The sequence below is a fragment of the Kitasatospora sp. NPDC048545 genome (genome assembly GCF_040651155.1).
Lineage (GTDB): Bacteria > Actinomycetota > Actinomycetes > Streptomycetales > Streptomycetaceae > Kitasatospora.
Map to the genome: position 1 here is coordinate 97403 of NZ_JBEZIQ010000006.1, position 13674 is coordinate 111076.

A 13674-nucleotide genomic window follows, 5' to 3' on the forward strand; every position below is an offset into this window, starting at 1 on the left:
CTACGATGAGCGGATGAACAGTCAGCGGGGGCGGCAGATCGACGCCGACGAGCGTCGCGAACGCGAACAGGCCTGGTCTGCCGGTCAGAAGGAGCGCGAGAAGGCCTGGACCGCGCGGTTCGAAGAACGCCAGAAGGTCATCGAGGCCGAGAGCCGCGAACGCCTACGGGCCGAGTCCATCGCCGCGGAACGGGCGGCCTGGGCGAAGGGCGAACGGGCCGGGTCCATCGGCTACCTCGACGTCACCGGCCCCGACGAAGTGCCCGTACGGATCGCCGTGGTGTGGCTCGGACGCTTCCGCGCCACCCGCAAGCCGCTCAACAACCACGACCCGATCCCCGCCACCGACCTGAGCGCCGCAGGCGTCGAAGGACTGCTCCTCTTCCTCCTCTACGTCGTCCTCGTCGGCCTGAACACCGGCCTGCGCGGGCTCGCCCTGCGGCTCACCGGCCGCCCCCGCTGGGCCGTCGGCGCCGCCACCGGCCCCGACCGGGGCAAGGGCGGCGGGAACAACACCGTCCTGCTGCGCAGCCACAGCCGGCGCGAGGCCCTGCGGTACGCCGCCGCCCTCGCCGCCCGGGTCGAACGGGACGGGACCGCCGCCCTCACACCCCGATGACCTCCACCGCCGAGCCCAGCCCCCGGAAGTCCGCCACGTTGCGGGTGTACAGCGGCAACCCGTGGGCCGAGGCCACGGCGGCGATCATCAGGTCGATCCGGCGCGGCCGCGGCTGCCGCCCCGCGGCGATGGTCAGGGTGACCAGCGTCCCGTAGCGGGCGGCGGCGGCCGCGTCGAACGGCAGCGGGTCGAAGTCGGCCATCGCCGCACCCAGCACCTCCAGCCGCGCCGCCCGGCTCGCCGGGTCACGGGCCATCGACACGCCCTGCTGCAGCTCCGCGAACGTGATCGCGGTCAGCTCCGGCACGGCCGGCAGGTCCGCCGGGCTGAGCAGCGCCAGGTCGATGTAGACGCACGTGTCCAGCACCCCGGCGGGCCGCCGCCGCGACGCCCTCCGGCGCTCAGCCACGCCGCCGCTCGAACGGGTCGTCGCCCTCGTCGCCCACCAGCTCCTCAGGCCCGAAGTCCTCCTCGGCCTCCTTGCGCATCTGCTGGTAGTCCACCCGCGGCAGCTTCACGTGCCGGGCCACCAGTTCCTCCGCCGTGAGCCGCCGCCGCCCCGACACCGGCCGCAACTCCGCGACCTCGACCCCGTTCCTGGTGATGTGGAAGGTCTCCCCCTCCTCCACCGCATCCATCACCGCGGCGGAGTTGTTCCGGAACTCCCGCTGGGTAATCGTCTTCATGCTTCCAAGGTAGCCCCGCGTAGCACCACTGGCTACACCCCGCGCGTCCCCGGAAAACCCCCTCCCCGCCTTGCCCCGTCCGCCAGGTTCGAACACTGATCGTTCGCCCAGGGGGGGCTGCCTGCCATGGCCGGAACCAGTGAGAAGGACCAGAACCCGTGGCTCTACGGCCAGGACGGTCCACCCGTGGGGAACCCCCACCCCACCCCGCACCACCGGGCCCTGGACCGCCCACGGCACCGGAAGGGATTCCAGAGGGCGGAGGCAAGGGATCCGAGGACAGCCGGGCCGCTGCGGATGGGCGGGTTCCTCGCCGAGCCGCTGCCGGGGCACACCAAGCGGCTCGCGGCCACCGTCCGGCCGACGACGGAGGCGGACGGTGGCCGCGAGGGTGTGGGTGAACGCGACGGATGCGCCCTGGCGAGAAATCCGGTGGCGTGCGGGAACCCGGGGGGTCGTAGGATCGTCCTGCCTGTACGTCCGGGAGCCGGCGAGACACCGAGGGAGGAGTGAGCCGTGGCCGTGGTTGCGATGTTGCTGGGGCTGCTCCGGGTGTTGACCGGGGACCTGGGGAGTGAGAGCGGGACGCTGGCGTCCGTCGCGGCCGTCGCGGCCGTGACGCTGGTGGCCGGGGCGGTCGCCGGGGCGTTGGCGGGGGCTCGGCTCCTGGGGGCGCGGGCGCCGGCGGCGGTGCGCAGCGGGATGCTGCGACGTCGGGCGTTCGGTACGGCGTTCCTTCCGCAGCGTGATCCGGACGCCCGGGGCCGGCGACGCCCCAGGGCGCCGGGGGCGGCCCTGGCGGCCGCGTAACCCCCTCGTGGTTTCCGGAGCTTCGCGGCTCCGGGCTTCTTCGCGGCCGTCCTCCGCCGTTCACTCATGTCCTGAGACCCCGGAGGGCTCGCTTCACCATGTCCGTTCTCGCCGTTCTCGATCCTGCCGTCGCCGTCGCGCACACCGTCGTCGCCGCCATCGCCCACGTCCTGCCGACCGCGTTGGCGATCGTGCTGTTCACCGTCGCCGTCCGGCTCGCGCTGCATCCGCTGGCGCGGGCGGCGGCGCGCGGGGAGAAGGCGCGGGCCGTGCTCGCGCCGAAGGTCGCCGCGTTGAAGAAGAAGCACGAGAAGCGCCCGGAGAAGTTGCAGGAGGCGCTGGCCGCGATGTACCGGGAGGAGCAGGTGTCGCCGTTCGCGGGGTGCCTGCCGGTGCTGGTGCAGATCCCGTTCTTCTCGGTGATGTACCGGCTGTTCACCACCCCGAACGACCTGCTCGACCACACCCTGTTCGGCGTGCCGCTGGGTCTGCACGTGGGTGGTGCGCACGGCGCCGGGCAGGTCGCGGTGTTCGGGGTGCTGTACGCGGGGCTGGCGGCGGTCGGGTACGTGAACTTCCGCCGGACGCGGCGTGCGGCGGCGGCGCAGCCCACCCCTCAGCCGGGGGCGGGGCTGCTGCCGTACCTGTCGTTCGGGTCGGTGCTGTTCGCGATGCTGGTGCCGGTGGCTGCCGCGCTGTACCTGCTGACGACGAGCGCGTGGTCGGCCGCCGAGCGGGCCTGGCTGTACCGGGACGGGACGCCGGCGCCGGTGGCGGTACTGCCGGTCTGAGGCCGTCGGGCCGGGGCGGTGGGCTGAACCGGGCCGGGCCGGGAGCCGGACGCTCCGGGTCAGAAGTGGCGCAGCAGTTCGGGGAAGGCCCCGAGCTGCAGCGTCGCCTCGTCCGGGCCGAGGTCCTCGTGCTCCAGTACCCAGGTGTGCTCGTGCGGGATGAAGACTGTGCGCAGGCCGGCCCGGCGGGCGGGGGCGATGTCGGACTTGGGCGAGTTGCCGATCATCCAGGTCCGGTCCGGGTCGAGGCCCAGGTCGGCGGTCAGTTGCCGGTAGGTGTCGACCGACTTCTCGGCCACGATGTGGACGCCCCGGAAGTGGTGGTCGATGGTGGAGGCGGTGACCTTGCCCTGCTGCTCGTCCTGGTCGCCCTTGGTGAGCAGGAGCAGGTGGTGGCGGTCGGCGAGGGCGGTGAGGGTGTCGGCGACGCCGGGGATCAGTTCGACCTGCCGGGTGGTGAGCGGCGTCAGCAGTTCGTCGATCCGGGCGTACTCGGCCGGGGTGGGGGTGCGGCCGTCGTTGAGCTGTTGCAGGCAGTCGGCGAGGCTCTGCCGGAAGACGGTTGCGCCGTAGCCGAGGGTGGCGGAGTTGGTGGCCTCGATGCCGTCCAGGAGGGACCGGGTCCGGTCGCGCTCGGCCGGGGTGGTGACCCAGTCCAGGAAGCCGTCGATGACCCGCTCGAAGAGGACGTTGTTCTCCCAGAGGGTGTCGTCGGCGTCGAAGATGAGGATCTGGTCGGTGTGCATCCGGTGGTCTCCAGGGTGGGGCGTCGAGCGATCGGGTGGGCGAACGGGCCGGGCGAACGGGCCGGGCGAACGGGCCGGGCAGGGGCCGTCAGGCGGGTGGGAGCAGGCGGGCGGCGCGGTCGAGGGTCTCGCGGAGGTTGTCCTCGGTGGTGCGCCGCTTGGCCTCCTCGACGGTGAGCCACTCCAGCGGGGAGGCCGGGTTCTCCGGGCGGGCCCGGTCCGGGGTGGCGGTCGCCAGGAGGAAGCGCAGGTCGGCGTGGTCGTGGGCGGGTTCGGCGGGCGAGGCCGGGACGGGGACCACGGCGAGGTGGAGCAGGGCGGCGTCGGGCCACGGGGTGAGGTCGGTGAGGCCGGTCTCCTCCCGGCCCTCGCGCAGGGCGATGTCGAGTGGCCGGGTCTCTCCGGGGTCGCCGTGGCCGCCGATCTGCAGCCAGGCCTGTTGGCGGACGTGCCAGCGCAGCAGGACGCGGCGGGTCGGCGGGTGGACGACCAGCGCGGAGGCGGTGAAGTGGAGGGGGAAGGTGCTGCGGTTCCACGGGTCGGGGGTGTCGAGGAGGCTGCGGGCCCGCTCGTGGTCGGCGGTCTCGACCGGGCCCTGCGGGCGGTGATCGTCGAGCAGTCGGGCCGGGTCGAAGCTGGGCGACGGGTTGCCCGTGGTCACCATGGATCTGCGCTCCTCGTTCTGCTCCGGGGACCGTCCGGGTCCGCGACGGGACCGTCCGGGTCCGCGACGAGACCGTCCGGGTCCTTGACGAGACCGCGACGGAACCGTTCCGGGGTCCGTTCCGGGTCGACTGCGGACAGTCTCGGAGCACGTCAACGGGCTTGTGGGGAAAGGGTGGTCGGGCCCGGGGCTTCCGGTTCCGGCGAACCCGCGCAGCCTAGCCCGGGGGCCGTCGGGGGGCCCACCGGTTTTCGCCCTGCCGCACGGCGGTACTGCCGTGCGGCAGGGGCCGTACCGGCTGGTCGGGGCGTTCCGGGGAGGCCGTAGCCTTTGGTGATCGTTACGGGACAGGTGGAGGGATGTCGTCATGGTGGCTGCTCCGGCGCTCGCCGAGCTGCGCGAGGTGTGCCAGCCGCAGGCCAAGCTACAGAGCCGCAACGGTGAGCACTGGGCAGGCCGGCTGTACATGCGGCGGATCTCGCTGCTGACCACCCGGCAGCTGGTCCGCACCTCGGTGTCGCCGAACACCCTGACCTGGGTGATGGTGGTGTGCGGGGTCGGCGGCGGCGCGGCCCTGCTGATTCCGGGGCTGACCGGCGCGGTGCTGGCGGCCGTGCTGTTCCAGCTGTTCCTGCTGTTCGACTGCGTGGACGGCGAAGTCGCGCGCTGGAAGCGGCAGTTCAGCATGGCCGGGGTGTACGTGGACCGGCTCGGCGCCTACCTGGCGGACGCGGCGCTGATGATCGGCGCAGGTGTCCGGGCGGCGCGCGGCGGCTCGGAGCTGTGGGTGTCGGTGGGCCTGGCGGCCGCGCTGGGCGTGGTGCTGCTCAAGGCGTCGACGGACCTGGTGGACGTGGCCCGGGCCCGCAGCGGGCAGCCGCCGGCGGACGAGGAGTCGACCCAGCCGCGGTCGCAGGGCATCGCGACGGCCCGGCGGTTCGCCTCGGTGTTCAAGATCCACCGGGTGACGAACGGTATCGAGGCCTCGCTGGTGCTGCTGGCCGCGGCCGCGGTGGACACCGGGCTCGGCAACCTGGACGCGACGCGGGCGGCGCTCGCGGGGATCACGGCGATCACCTGGGGCATGGTGGTCGCGCACCTGGCGTCGATCCTGTCCTCCTCGCGGCTGCGCTGAGCCCAGCCGGGAGGCCGACCGGCCGAAAGGCCGACCGAACGAAAGGCCGACCGAACGAAAGGCCGACCGAACGAAAGGCCGACTGCCCGGAAGGACGGCTGAACGGCCCTCGACCGGGAACCGGCCCCGGGCGGGAGGGTGACGCGGTCCTCCCCCGCCCGAGGGAGGACCGCCGGCGAAGCCCGTCGCCGGGTGGACGCGGCGGGCCGGGGCCGGGCGGGACCGTGGGGGCATGACGATGACCCAGCCCGCCGCCACCGCACACGTCGCCGACCCGGCCGCCGGTACCACCACTGCCGCCGCCCGGGCCGCTGCCGTCGGGGCCGCCGTGCCGGCCCCGCCCCGGTGGGCCGTGCGGGCCGCGCACGTCGCGGCCGTCACCGCGCTGCCGGCCGGGCTGTGGCGGCTCGGCCTGGTCACGGGCTGGCACGGCGGTTACACCGACGCGGGCTACCAGGCGATGGGGTTCACCGGCTGGGGCGCGGTGTGGCCGGTCTTCCTGAGTCTGTTCACCGAGGCGCTGGCACTGCTCACCCTCGGGCTGGTCCGGCCCTGGGGCACGGTGCCGCCGCGCTGGGTCCCGTTCGTCGGCGGTCGCCCGGTCGCCCCCCGCGTGGTGGTTCGCGCGGCGCTGCTCGGTGCCGCCGGGCTGGCCGTGCTCTGGACGCCCTTCGCCGGGTGGTGGGCCATGCCGGGCACGGGCATGACCCCGCTGGGCCACTTCCTGGTCGGCTTCCTCTACCTGCCCACCGTCGCCTGGGCGCCGCTGCTCGCCGCCGTGGCCGTGTCGTACCACCGCCGCCACCGGGCGGCGGCGGCGCTCTCCCACACGGCCTGAGGCGCGTCCCGCACGGCCCGCCGGGGCGTCACGCGCCGGAGCGGGAGCGGGCCGATGTGACGCGGATCACCGCAGCGGGCGGGGTCCGCCGGACAGGACCGGGTGTGGAGCAATCGATACGGGCGCGGATCCGCGCCGGGGACGCCGCGGCGTTCGGGCAGGTCTTCGAGGACCATGCCCGGACGGTGTACCGGCACGCGGTACGGATGACCGGGGACCGGACCGCCGCCGAGGACGTGGTCTCACTGACCTTCCTGGAGGCCTGGCGGGTGCGCGCGCGGATCGCGCCCGAGGGCGACAGCCTGGCGCCGTGGCTGCTGGGGATCGCGGGGAACGTCATCCGCAACACCCGCCGGGCAGCGCGCCGGCACCAGAAGGCACTGGCGAAGCTTCCGCCGCGCGAGGTCGTGCCGGACTTCTCCGGCGAGTTGGCGGGGCGGATCGCCGACGCCGAGGAACTGGCCGCCGCGAAGGCCGCGTTGGAGCAGCTGCGGCCGGCCGAGCGGGAGGTCTTCGCGCTCTGCGTGTGGGAGGGGCTGGATCACTCGGCGGTCGCGGAGGCGCTCGGCAGACCGGTGGGCACGATCCGTTCCCGGCTGTCGCGCGCCCGGACCCGGCTGCGCGAGCTGACGGCGCGGGAGGTGGCCTCGGCGGCCGCGACGCGTTCCGCGCGCGCGGCGCAACGCCCGGGCAGCACCGGACAGGTACCAGGTGACCGCACGTCCGCGGTCCGGCCGACCAAGGAGACGATCCGATGAGCGCCACCCCCCGGGACCGGTCCGACCGGGCCGATCGGGAGGAGATGGCCCGGCTGCTGCCGGCCGCGGCCGCCCCGGAACTCGACCAGGGCCGCTTCCTCCTGATGAAGGACCATCTGATGGACAGCATCGCCGACACCGCCGCCCCCCGGCGGGCTTCCCGCCGACGCACCCTGCTCCTGCGGGCGGCCCTCCCGCTGGGGCTGGCCGCCGCGGTGGCCGGGGCCCTCCTCACCTTCGCGACCGACGACCCGGGGGCCACGAACGACGACACCGGCCGGTCCCTGGGCAACGCCAGCACGGTCGCGTACACCCTGGAGAGCGCCGAGGACGTCGTCCGGCTCAGCATCCTGGAGCAGAACAAGCCGGTGGACACGGTCCAGTTGCAGCACGACCTGGACCGGTTCGGGATCCGCGCCCGGGTCTACGCGGGCGAGCCCGGCTGCAGGACCAAGCGGCCGAAGCAGCCGGAGCACGTGGACCTCAACGCCGGGTGGGACATCGAGCCGCGGCCCGGGAACAGCCCGATGGTGCTGACCGTCCACCCGCGCCGGCTCCCGAAGAACACGGAGATCTTCATCTACCTGCCACTGGCCAAGACCGATCCGGCCAACAGCTTCCGCGAGCTGGAGGCCGGGCTGATGCAGTCCCCGGGCCCCGCCTGCCTGGAGTCCAGGGAGTTCGTCAACCCGCTGGCAAGCCTGTTCCCGACGAGCCCGCCGCCCTCCCGGTGATCCGGGCCTGATCCGAACGCCGCACCCCCTCTCCGGAACCAATCGGACTACATATACAGTCCAACGACATATACAGTCGTCCGACAGAAGGGGTGCGGCCCATGCCGCCACTCACCACCACCCGGCCCGCCGGCACCGACCCGGCCACCGGACCCACGGCCGTCCGCCCGGCCGCCACCACCCGGCCCACGGCCGCAGGGCGGGCCGCACGGGCCCTCACCACCCGGGCCCTCGCGCTCCACCCCGGGGTCGTCCTGTTCGCCGGATACGTCGCCGAGCTGCTGTTCCGGCTCGTCCTGGTCCGGCACATGAGCTTCCCGTCCGTCCACCCGGACGAGGACTCCTACCTCGTCCTGGCACGCGTCCTCGCGGGCCGCCCGACGACCGAGATCCCGGTCGGCGTGGTCATCCCCGGCGGCTATCCCCTGCTGATCTCCCCCGCGCTGCGCCTGGCCGACGACCCGACCACCGCCTACCGGCTGATCATGGTCATCAACGCCGTGGTCAACGCGCTGGTGCTGCCGCTCGCCTACGTCGCCCTGCGCCGGCTCGGTCTGCGCCGGAGGCTCGCGTACGTCTTCGGCGGCGTGACCGCCCTGCTGCCGCCGGTGATCTTCTACTCGCAGTTCGCGCTGACCGACGCCGTCCTGCCCGTGCTGATCCTCGCCTGGCTGCTCTGCCTGCACGGCTGGCTCGCCGACGGCACCCTGCGGCGCCGCACCTGGCACGCCGTCGGGGCCGGTGCGGCGGCCGGCTACGCGATGGCCACGCACGACCGCGGCGGCGTGGTCGTCGCGCTGACCGCCGCCGTCCTCCTCGGCGTCCTGCTGCTGCGCCGCGCGCCGTGGCGCGCCACGGCCGCCGGGCTGGCCGCGCTCGGCCTCGGCGTGCTCGGCGCGAAGCTGCTGTCGGCCTGGCTGCACGCGCAGTTCACCGTCCAGAACAGCGACGTCGGCGGGTTCCTCTGGCGGGGGCTGACCGACCCGGAGGCCGCCCAGCGGACGCTCACCCGCACCGCCGGGCAGATCTGGTACTTCATCGCCTCCACCTGGGGCGTCGGCGGGCTGGCCGTCGTCGCCTGCCTGTGCGCGGTGGCCGACCGCCGCCTCCCGCGGGAACTCCGGGTCACCGGCGGCGTCCTGGTGGCACTGCTGTTCGGGACCGCCCTGGCCTCGGCCGCCGCGCTGCCGGCCGACGGCCGGATCGACGACTGGGTGTACGCCCGCTACACCTCCTACCTCGTCCCGGCGGCCTTCGTCGTCGGCATCGCGGTGCTTGCCGGACGCGGACGCCGCGCCCTGGGCCGGACGGCGGCCGTGACGGCGGGGCTCATGCTGCTGCTCGCCGAGACGGTGGTCCAGTCGGCCGGCGCCAAGCTGCGCACCGAGGTCTTCATACTCTGGGGCATGCCGGACGTCTCGTTCCTGGCCGGCAACTGGGGCCGCCTCGACATGCTCCGGACCACCGCCGCCGCACTGGTCGTGCTCACCGCGGTGGTCCTGGTTCGCCTGTCCGGCGGGAGGCGGGTGCTCGCGGCGATCGGCGTCTCGCTCGCCCTGTTCGCCGCCTTCGCGACCACGACGATCACCGCGCAGGTCGCCGCGCCGCACGCGAAGTGGCGCGCGGGCCTGGCCACCGGCTTCACCCGCGACTCCGGGATCGGGGCGGGCGACAACGTGGTGTTCGCCTGGGACATCGACTGGTCGCTGCGCGGCACCCAGGCCTTCGAGGTCTACCGGGGCCGGGTCTGGTTCCTCGACCCCCGCTGGCAGCCCCTGCCGGCGGAGGCGAGCGCCCTGGTCACCCCGCTGCCGCCGGCGGGGCAGCCGGCGGAGGCCTACTGGCCGGACCACCCCGCCGGCTGGTACGTCGAGCGGGCCGACGCGCGGCAGAACTGGGCGGTCTGGCGGCACCGTTGAGCCGGCTACCCGGCCTCGCCGCCGCGCACCCCGGGGCCGCCGCCACGGCCCCCGTCCTCGCCCCCGGGTCGCCCGTAGGCGGCGAGGACGGTGTCGAGGAGGCCGGGGAAGCGCCGCTCCAGGTCGACGGTCCGCAGCGCGGAGAAGCGACGGTTGGCCTCCTCCCGCTGACTGATCAGGCCGGACTCGCGCAGCACCTTGAAGTGGTGGCTGAGCGTGGAGGGCGCGACGTCCACCGGGAAGGTGCCGCAGGCCCGTTCGGGTTCGGCGCGCAGGACCGCGACGATGGTCATCCGGGTGGGGTCGGAGAGGGCGTGCAGGACGTCGAGGAGGTCGATCTCCTCGGTCGCGGGGTGGGCGAGCGCTGGTCGGCGGCGGGTGCTGCGGGGCACGGTCAGACCTTCCTGATCTGCGATGTTCGACATCCATGGAAACGGCGTGGTACCACTGTCCCGCGTCAATTTCGTAGTTCGTCGAACATCGTAGTCGAGGGGGACCGACATGCGCGCACTGGTGATGACCGCACCCGGTGGGGCCGAGAACTCGCAGATCCGGGAGATCGGGGCACCGACCCCGGGGCCCGGCGAGGTGGCGATCGACGTCGCCTACGCCGGACTGAACTTCGTCGACGTGATGGCCCGCCGCGGCGACGGCGGCTACACCTCCGAGTGGCCGTACCGGCCCGGCAAGGAGGTCGCCGGCACGGTCCGGGAGATCGGCGAGGGCGTCACCGGCCTCGCCGTCGGTGACCGGGTCGTCGCCGCGCCCGTCGGCGCGGGCCTCGCGGAGGTGGCGGTCGCGGAAGCCGCGCTCACCGTGCCGCTCCCGGACGGCGTGGCCCTGCGCGAGGCCGCCGCCGTCCCGCTCGGCCTGGCCACCGCGATGCTGCTGCTGACCGACGCCGGGCGGTTCGACGCCGGAGACACCGTGCTGGTCCACTCGGCGGGCGGCGGCATCGGCAACGCCGTCGCCCAGCTCGTCCCGCTGCTCGGCGGCGGCCGGCTGATCGGCACCGTCGGCCGCCCGGAGAAGGCCGCCGCCACGGTCGCCTCCGGCTACGACCACGCCTTCGCCCGCGACGAGGCGCTGTCCGAAGCCGTCCGGAACGCCACCGACGGCCGGGGCGTCGACCTCGTCCTCGACCCGCTGGGCACCGAGGCCCTCGAACTCGACCTCGCCGTGGCGGCACCCGGCGCCCGCATCGTCCTGTTCGGCAACGCGGGCGGCGGCGCCGTCGCCGACCTGCCCCCGCTCGGCCGCCTGATGGCGGGCAACCTGACCGTCACCGGCTTCAGCCACCGCGGCCTGGCCGCCACCGCCCCCGACCGGCTGGCCCGCGCCATCCGCCGGGTCCTCGACCTCCTCGCCGACGGCGGCCTCAAGCTCCCCGTCACCGAACTGCCCGACCTGACCGCCGTCGCGGCCGCGCACGACGCGATGGAGCAGCGCCGGGCCACGGGCAAGTACGTGCTACGGGTGAGTGGTTGACCCCTCATGAGGGCCCGGCCGCCGGTCAGACCGTGAAGACCGCGCCCGGGTCGGCGTGGGCGACCGGACCGGCAAAACGGGCCGCCGCCCGGCCGACGGCCTCAGCCGGGGTCATGGCGCGACCGACGTGGGTGACGAGCAGGCGGGAGGCGCGGGCCGCCGCGGCGGTGGCGCCGGCCTGCTCGGGGGTGTGGTGCACCGGGGCCCCGTCGCCCGGCTCCGGCTCGGAGCTCTCCGCCTCGCAGAGCAACAGGTCGCAGCCGTCGGCGAGTTCGGTGAGCGCGTCGCACGGGGCGCTGTCACCGGAGTAGACGAGGGAGCGGCCGCCGGCCTCCACCCGGAGGGCGAAGGCCGGCATGCCGTGCTCCACCGCCCGGCTCACCAGCGTCAGACCGCCGACCCGCACCCGGTGGCCGTCGGACAGCTCGGTGACGGCGAAAGCGGATTCGACCGGGCTGCGCCGCGCCGTGTTGGTCAGGAAGGCCGCCAACCGGTCGGCGGTTCCGCGCGGGCCGTACAGCGGGATCGGCGCGGCGAGCCGGACGTCCGCGTAGAGCGCGCCGTAGTAGGCGGTGAGCAGGTCGGCGCAGTGGTCCGCGTGCAGGTGCGAGATCCAGATCGCGTCCAGCTCGTCGAGCCGGGCGTGGCGCTGCAGCGGACCGAGGGTGCCGCTGCCGGCGTCCACCCACACCCGGGCGCCCGCTCCGGACACCAGGTAGCCGGAGCAGGGGTTGTCGGCGCTCGGGTAGGGCGTCGCGCTCCCCAGGACGGTGAGGCGCAGAGGTTCGTCGGGCATCCGGCGAGGGTAGCGCTCCGCGGCCGGCCCCCGTGATCATTTGTGGCGGGCCGGCCGGGCGTCGGGCCGTCGGGCGGCGGCTGTCGGGCGTCGGGCCGTCGGCCGTCGGGCGTCGGGCGTCGGCCGTCGGCCGTCGGCCGTCGGGCCGAATATCGGCGTGCCGTGCCCTGCCCGGGCTGGTTGACTCCGTGCCATGAGCACCTCCCGGGCCCTTCCGGTCCTGCGCACGCCCGACCGGCAGGCCCTCCACGACACCGCCCGCCTCCTGCTGGACTTCACCGAGCCGTGGGGCCACGTCTCGGTGGACTGCCACGCGCTGGGGATGACGTCGGCGGAGGCGCGGCAGGTGCTCGAAGCCTTCCCCGGCAGCTGGGTGTCGCCCTCCGACCGGACGCATCCCGAGAGCAGCGCCGAGGTCCGCGCCCTGTTCGAAACGGGGGATCCGCGGGTGGACGAGCTGGCCCCGTTCGACGTCGACGTCTTCGAGCGGCCCCCGGGGTCGGTCGAGGAGCGTTTCCTCGGCATCGTCGGGTCCGGGCCCGCCGCGCTGTACTGGGGCGGCTTCGCCTGGCCCGCCGTCCCGGAACTCGACCTGAAGCCGCGGGCCAAGGACGCCCACCTGCAGATCGTGCTCAACAGCCGCAACGCGGACTTCGACCGGCCGTCCGAGGAGCACACGCTGTTCATCCACTTCCGCAGCGGCGACCTCGAACGCGCCGAATGGCTGGCCCGGCAGGCCGGGCTGACGCCCGTCGGCCCGGACGAGTCCGGTTGCTGACCATCCGGGCATAGCCTCCGCCCGAACGGCGTTGGGCCGGGCATGACCACGATTCTGGTGATCGGCGCGAACGGCAGTGTGGGCAGGCACGTTGTGGCCTCGCTGGCCGAAGACGGCCACGAGGTAAGGGCGTTGGTCCGCGGCACCGCGAAGGACACGCTGCCCGCGGGGGTCGAGGCGGTGCGGGGCGACCTGACGGTGCCGGAGAGCCTGGAGCCCGCGCTGGCCGGCGGGGTGGAGGCGGTCTACCTGATGTGGCCCGGGCTGCCCGTGGAACCCGGGGTCGTCGAGCTGATCGCCCGCCACGCGAAGCGCGTCGTCTACCTGTCGGCGGACGTGGCCGACCTCGCGGACGACGAACCGGCCGCGGTCTTCCACCAGGAGATCGAGCGGCTGATCCGGCGGTCCGGCCTGGACTGGACCTTCGTGCGGGCGATCGACTTCGCGGGCAACCTGCTCGCCTGGGCCGACCAGGTGCGGGCGGGTGTGGTCCGCTGGCCGTACGGGCGGGCGCGCCGTTCGCTGGTGCACGAGAAGGACATCGCGGACGTCGCGGTGCGGGCGCTCACCGAGGACGGGCACCACGGCTGCCGGTACGTGGTCACCGGGCCGGAGTCGCTGTCGCACGCCGAGCTGGCGGGGATCATCGGAGAGGAACTGGGCGTCGGCCTGCGGTGGGAGGAACTGGCGCCGGAGCCGGCCCGCGAGCAGCTGACGGCGGCCTGGGGGAACGCCGCGTTCGTCGACTCCCGGCTGCGGGCCTGGGAGTCGTTCACGCGCGAGCCGGAGCGGGTGACCGACACCGTGGAGCGGGTGCTGGGGCGGCCGCCGCGCGACGTCCGCAGCTGGGTGCGGGACCACGCGGCGGACTTCCGGTAGGCGTCAGGCCCCCGGGGCCGGGACCCCGGTCCC

Annotated in this window: 17 protein-coding genes; 11 read left to right on the forward strand and 6 right to left on the reverse strand. The window is 74.5% G+C overall.

Annotated elements, in window-relative coordinates; all coding sequences use genetic code 11:
- Nucleotides 1–13 precede the first annotated feature (13 nt).
- Complete coding sequence (locus AB0D10_RS08435; RefSeq protein WP_360253256.1) at nucleotides 14–619, forward strand: hypothetical protein; 606 nt, start codon at nucleotides 14–16, stop codon at nucleotides 617–619.
- On the opposite strand, the gene AB0D10_RS08440 is transcribed toward AB0D10_RS08435, so the two are convergent.
- The gene (locus AB0D10_RS08440; protein ID WP_360253258.1) at nucleotides 606–1028 is read right to left on the reverse strand and encodes a type II toxin-antitoxin system VapC family toxin; all 423 of its coding nucleotides are present in this window, start codon (nucleotides 1026–1028) and stop codon (nucleotides 606–608) included. The two genes, AB0D10_RS08435 and AB0D10_RS08440, sit on opposite strands and share 14 nt — an antisense overlap.
- Complete coding sequence (locus AB0D10_RS08445; protein WP_360253260.1) at nucleotides 1021–1305, reverse strand: type II toxin-antitoxin system prevent-host-death family antitoxin; 285 nt, start codon at nucleotides 1303–1305, stop codon at nucleotides 1021–1023. The genes AB0D10_RS08440 and AB0D10_RS08445 overlap by 8 nt, the downstream gene beginning before the upstream one ends.
- A gap of 516 nt (nucleotides 1306–1821) precedes the next feature.
- Between AB0D10_RS08445 and AB0D10_RS08450 the strand changes: the two genes are divergently transcribed.
- The gene (locus AB0D10_RS08450; RefSeq protein WP_360253262.1) at nucleotides 1822–2115 is read left to right on the forward strand and encodes a DUF6412 domain-containing protein; all 294 of its coding nucleotides are present in this window, start codon (nucleotides 1822–1824) and stop codon (nucleotides 2113–2115) included.
- Between the two features lie 98 nt (nucleotides 2116–2213).
- Nucleotides 2214–2906 (forward strand): YidC/Oxa1 family membrane protein insertase, encoded by a 693-nt coding sequence (locus tag AB0D10_RS08455; RefSeq protein ID WP_360253264.1) that lies wholly within the window; start codon nucleotides 2214–2216, stop codon nucleotides 2904–2906.
- A 59-nt stretch (nucleotides 2907–2965) separates the two neighbouring features.
- Here the strand turns inward: AB0D10_RS08455 and AB0D10_RS08460 are convergent, their stop codons facing one another.
- Together AB0D10_RS08460 and AB0D10_RS08465 are read right to left on the reverse strand one after the other, a co-directional pair.
- Nucleotides 2966–3652 carry an HAD family hydrolase gene (locus AB0D10_RS08460; protein WP_360253266.1) on the reverse strand — a complete coding sequence of 229 codons (687 nt, stop codon included), beginning with the start codon at nucleotides 3650–3652 and terminating at the stop codon, nucleotides 2966–2968.
- 88 nt (nucleotides 3653–3740) lie between these two features.
- Nucleotides 3741–4316: an NUDIX domain-containing protein gene (locus AB0D10_RS08465; RefSeq protein WP_360253268.1), complete on the reverse strand. Its 576-nt coding sequence runs from the start codon at nucleotides 4314–4316 to the stop codon at nucleotides 3741–3743.
- Between the two features lie 367 nt (nucleotides 4317–4683).
- Here AB0D10_RS08465 and AB0D10_RS08470 point away from each other — a divergent pair, with 367 nt between their 5' ends.
- From AB0D10_RS08470 to AB0D10_RS08490, 5 genes are all read left to right on the forward strand, one after another.
- The gene (locus tag AB0D10_RS08470; protein WP_360253270.1) at nucleotides 4684–5451 is read left to right on the forward strand and encodes a CDP-alcohol phosphatidyltransferase family protein; all 768 of its coding nucleotides are present in this window, start codon (nucleotides 4684–4686) and stop codon (nucleotides 5449–5451) included.
- Between the two features lie 232 nt (nucleotides 5452–5683).
- Complete coding sequence (locus tag AB0D10_RS08475) at nucleotides 5684–6289, forward strand: hypothetical protein (protein ID WP_360253272.1); 606 nt, start codon at nucleotides 5684–5686, stop codon at nucleotides 6287–6289.
- Nucleotides 6290–6393: 104 nt separating this feature from the next.
- Nucleotides 6394–7047, forward strand: coding sequence for an RNA polymerase sigma factor (locus AB0D10_RS08480; protein WP_360253274.1), 654 nt, complete (start codon nucleotides 6394–6396; stop codon nucleotides 7045–7047).
- The gene (locus AB0D10_RS08485; RefSeq protein WP_360253276.1) at nucleotides 7044–7781 is read left to right on the forward strand and encodes a hypothetical protein; all 738 of its coding nucleotides are present in this window, start codon (nucleotides 7044–7046) and stop codon (nucleotides 7779–7781) included. The genes AB0D10_RS08480 and AB0D10_RS08485 overlap by 4 nt, the downstream gene beginning before the upstream one ends.
- A 101-nt stretch (nucleotides 7782–7882) precedes the next feature.
- Nucleotides 7883–9700 (forward strand): phospholipid carrier-dependent glycosyltransferase, encoded by a 1818-nt coding sequence (locus AB0D10_RS08490; RefSeq protein ID WP_360253278.1) that lies wholly within the window; start codon nucleotides 7883–7885, stop codon nucleotides 9698–9700.
- Nucleotides 9701–9705: 5 nt separating this feature from the next.
- On the opposite strand, the gene AB0D10_RS08495 is transcribed toward AB0D10_RS08490, so the two are convergent.
- Entirely contained in the window at nucleotides 9706–10092 is a 387-nt protein-coding gene (locus tag AB0D10_RS08495) for a metalloregulator ArsR/SmtB family transcription factor (RefSeq protein WP_360253280.1), read from the reverse strand.
- Nucleotides 10093–10201: 109 nt separating this feature from the next.
- Between AB0D10_RS08495 and AB0D10_RS08500 the strand changes: the two genes are divergently transcribed.
- Nucleotides 10202–11188 (forward strand): zinc-binding dehydrogenase, encoded by a 987-nt coding sequence (locus AB0D10_RS08500; protein ID WP_360253282.1) that lies wholly within the window; start codon nucleotides 10202–10204, stop codon nucleotides 11186–11188.
- A gap of 25 nt (nucleotides 11189–11213) precedes the next feature.
- On the opposite strand, the gene AB0D10_RS08505 is transcribed toward AB0D10_RS08500, so the two are convergent.
- Entirely contained in the window at nucleotides 11214–11984 is a 771-nt protein-coding gene (locus AB0D10_RS08505; RefSeq protein WP_360253284.1) for an MBL fold metallo-hydrolase, read from the reverse strand.
- Between the two features lie 193 nt (nucleotides 11985–12177).
- On the opposite strand from AB0D10_RS08505, the gene AB0D10_RS08510 reads away from it, so the two are divergent.
- The gene (locus AB0D10_RS08510) at nucleotides 12178–12762 is read left to right on the forward strand and encodes a hypothetical protein (protein ID WP_360253286.1); all 585 of its coding nucleotides are present in this window, start codon (nucleotides 12178–12180) and stop codon (nucleotides 12760–12762) included.
- 42 nt (nucleotides 12763–12804) lie between these two features.
- Nucleotides 12805–13641 (forward strand): NAD(P)H-binding protein, encoded by an 837-nt coding sequence (locus AB0D10_RS08515; RefSeq protein ID WP_360253288.1) that lies wholly within the window; start codon nucleotides 12805–12807, stop codon nucleotides 13639–13641.
- The last annotated feature ends 33 nt before the right edge of the window (nucleotides 13642–13674 follow it).

Bases quoted from the DNA above. Each gene is read 5' to 3' on its own strand.
- AB0D10_RS08435 (WP_360253256.1), top strand. From the start codon at position 14: ATGAACAGTCAGCGGGGGCGGCAGATCGACGCCGACGAGCGTCGCGAA.
- AB0D10_RS08515 (WP_360253288.1), top strand. From the start codon at position 12,805: ATGACCACGATTCTGGTGATCGGCGCGAACGGCAGTGTGGGCAGGCAC.
- AB0D10_RS08485 (WP_360253276.1), top strand. From the start codon at position 7,044: ATGAGCGCCACCCCCCGGGACCGGTCCGACCGGGCCGATCGGGAGGAG.
- AB0D10_RS08465 (WP_360253268.1), bottom strand. From the start codon at position 4,316: ATGGTGACCACGGGCAACCCGTCGCCCAGCTTCGACCCGGCCCGACTG.
- AB0D10_RS08505 (WP_360253284.1), bottom strand. From the start codon at position 11,984: ATGCCCGACGAACCTCTGCGCCTCACCGTCCTGGGGAGCGCGACGCCC.
- AB0D10_RS08445 (WP_360253260.1), bottom strand. From the start codon at position 1,305: ATGAAGACGATTACCCAGCGGGAGTTCCGGAACAACTCCGCCGCGGTG.
- AB0D10_RS08490 (WP_360253278.1), top strand. From the start codon at position 7,883: ATGCCGCCACTCACCACCACCCGGCCCGCCGGCACCGACCCGGCCACC.
- AB0D10_RS08455 (WP_360253264.1), top strand. From the start codon at position 2,214: ATGTCCGTTCTCGCCGTTCTCGATCCTGCCGTCGCCGTCGCGCACACC.
- AB0D10_RS08500 (WP_360253282.1), top strand. From the start codon at position 10,202: ATGCGCGCACTGGTGATGACCGCACCCGGTGGGGCCGAGAACTCGCAG.
- AB0D10_RS08510 (WP_360253286.1), top strand. From the start codon at position 12,178: ATGAGCACCTCCCGGGCCCTTCCGGTCCTGCGCACGCCCGACCGGCAG.
- AB0D10_RS08460 (WP_360253266.1), bottom strand. From the start codon at position 3,652: ATGCACACCGACCAGATCCTCATCTTCGACGCCGACGACACCCTCTGG.
- AB0D10_RS08470 (WP_360253270.1), top strand. From the start codon at position 4,684: ATGGTGGCTGCTCCGGCGCTCGCCGAGCTGCGCGAGGTGTGCCAGCCG.
- AB0D10_RS08475 (WP_360253272.1), top strand. From the start codon at position 5,684: ATGACGATGACCCAGCCCGCCGCCACCGCACACGTCGCCGACCCGGCC.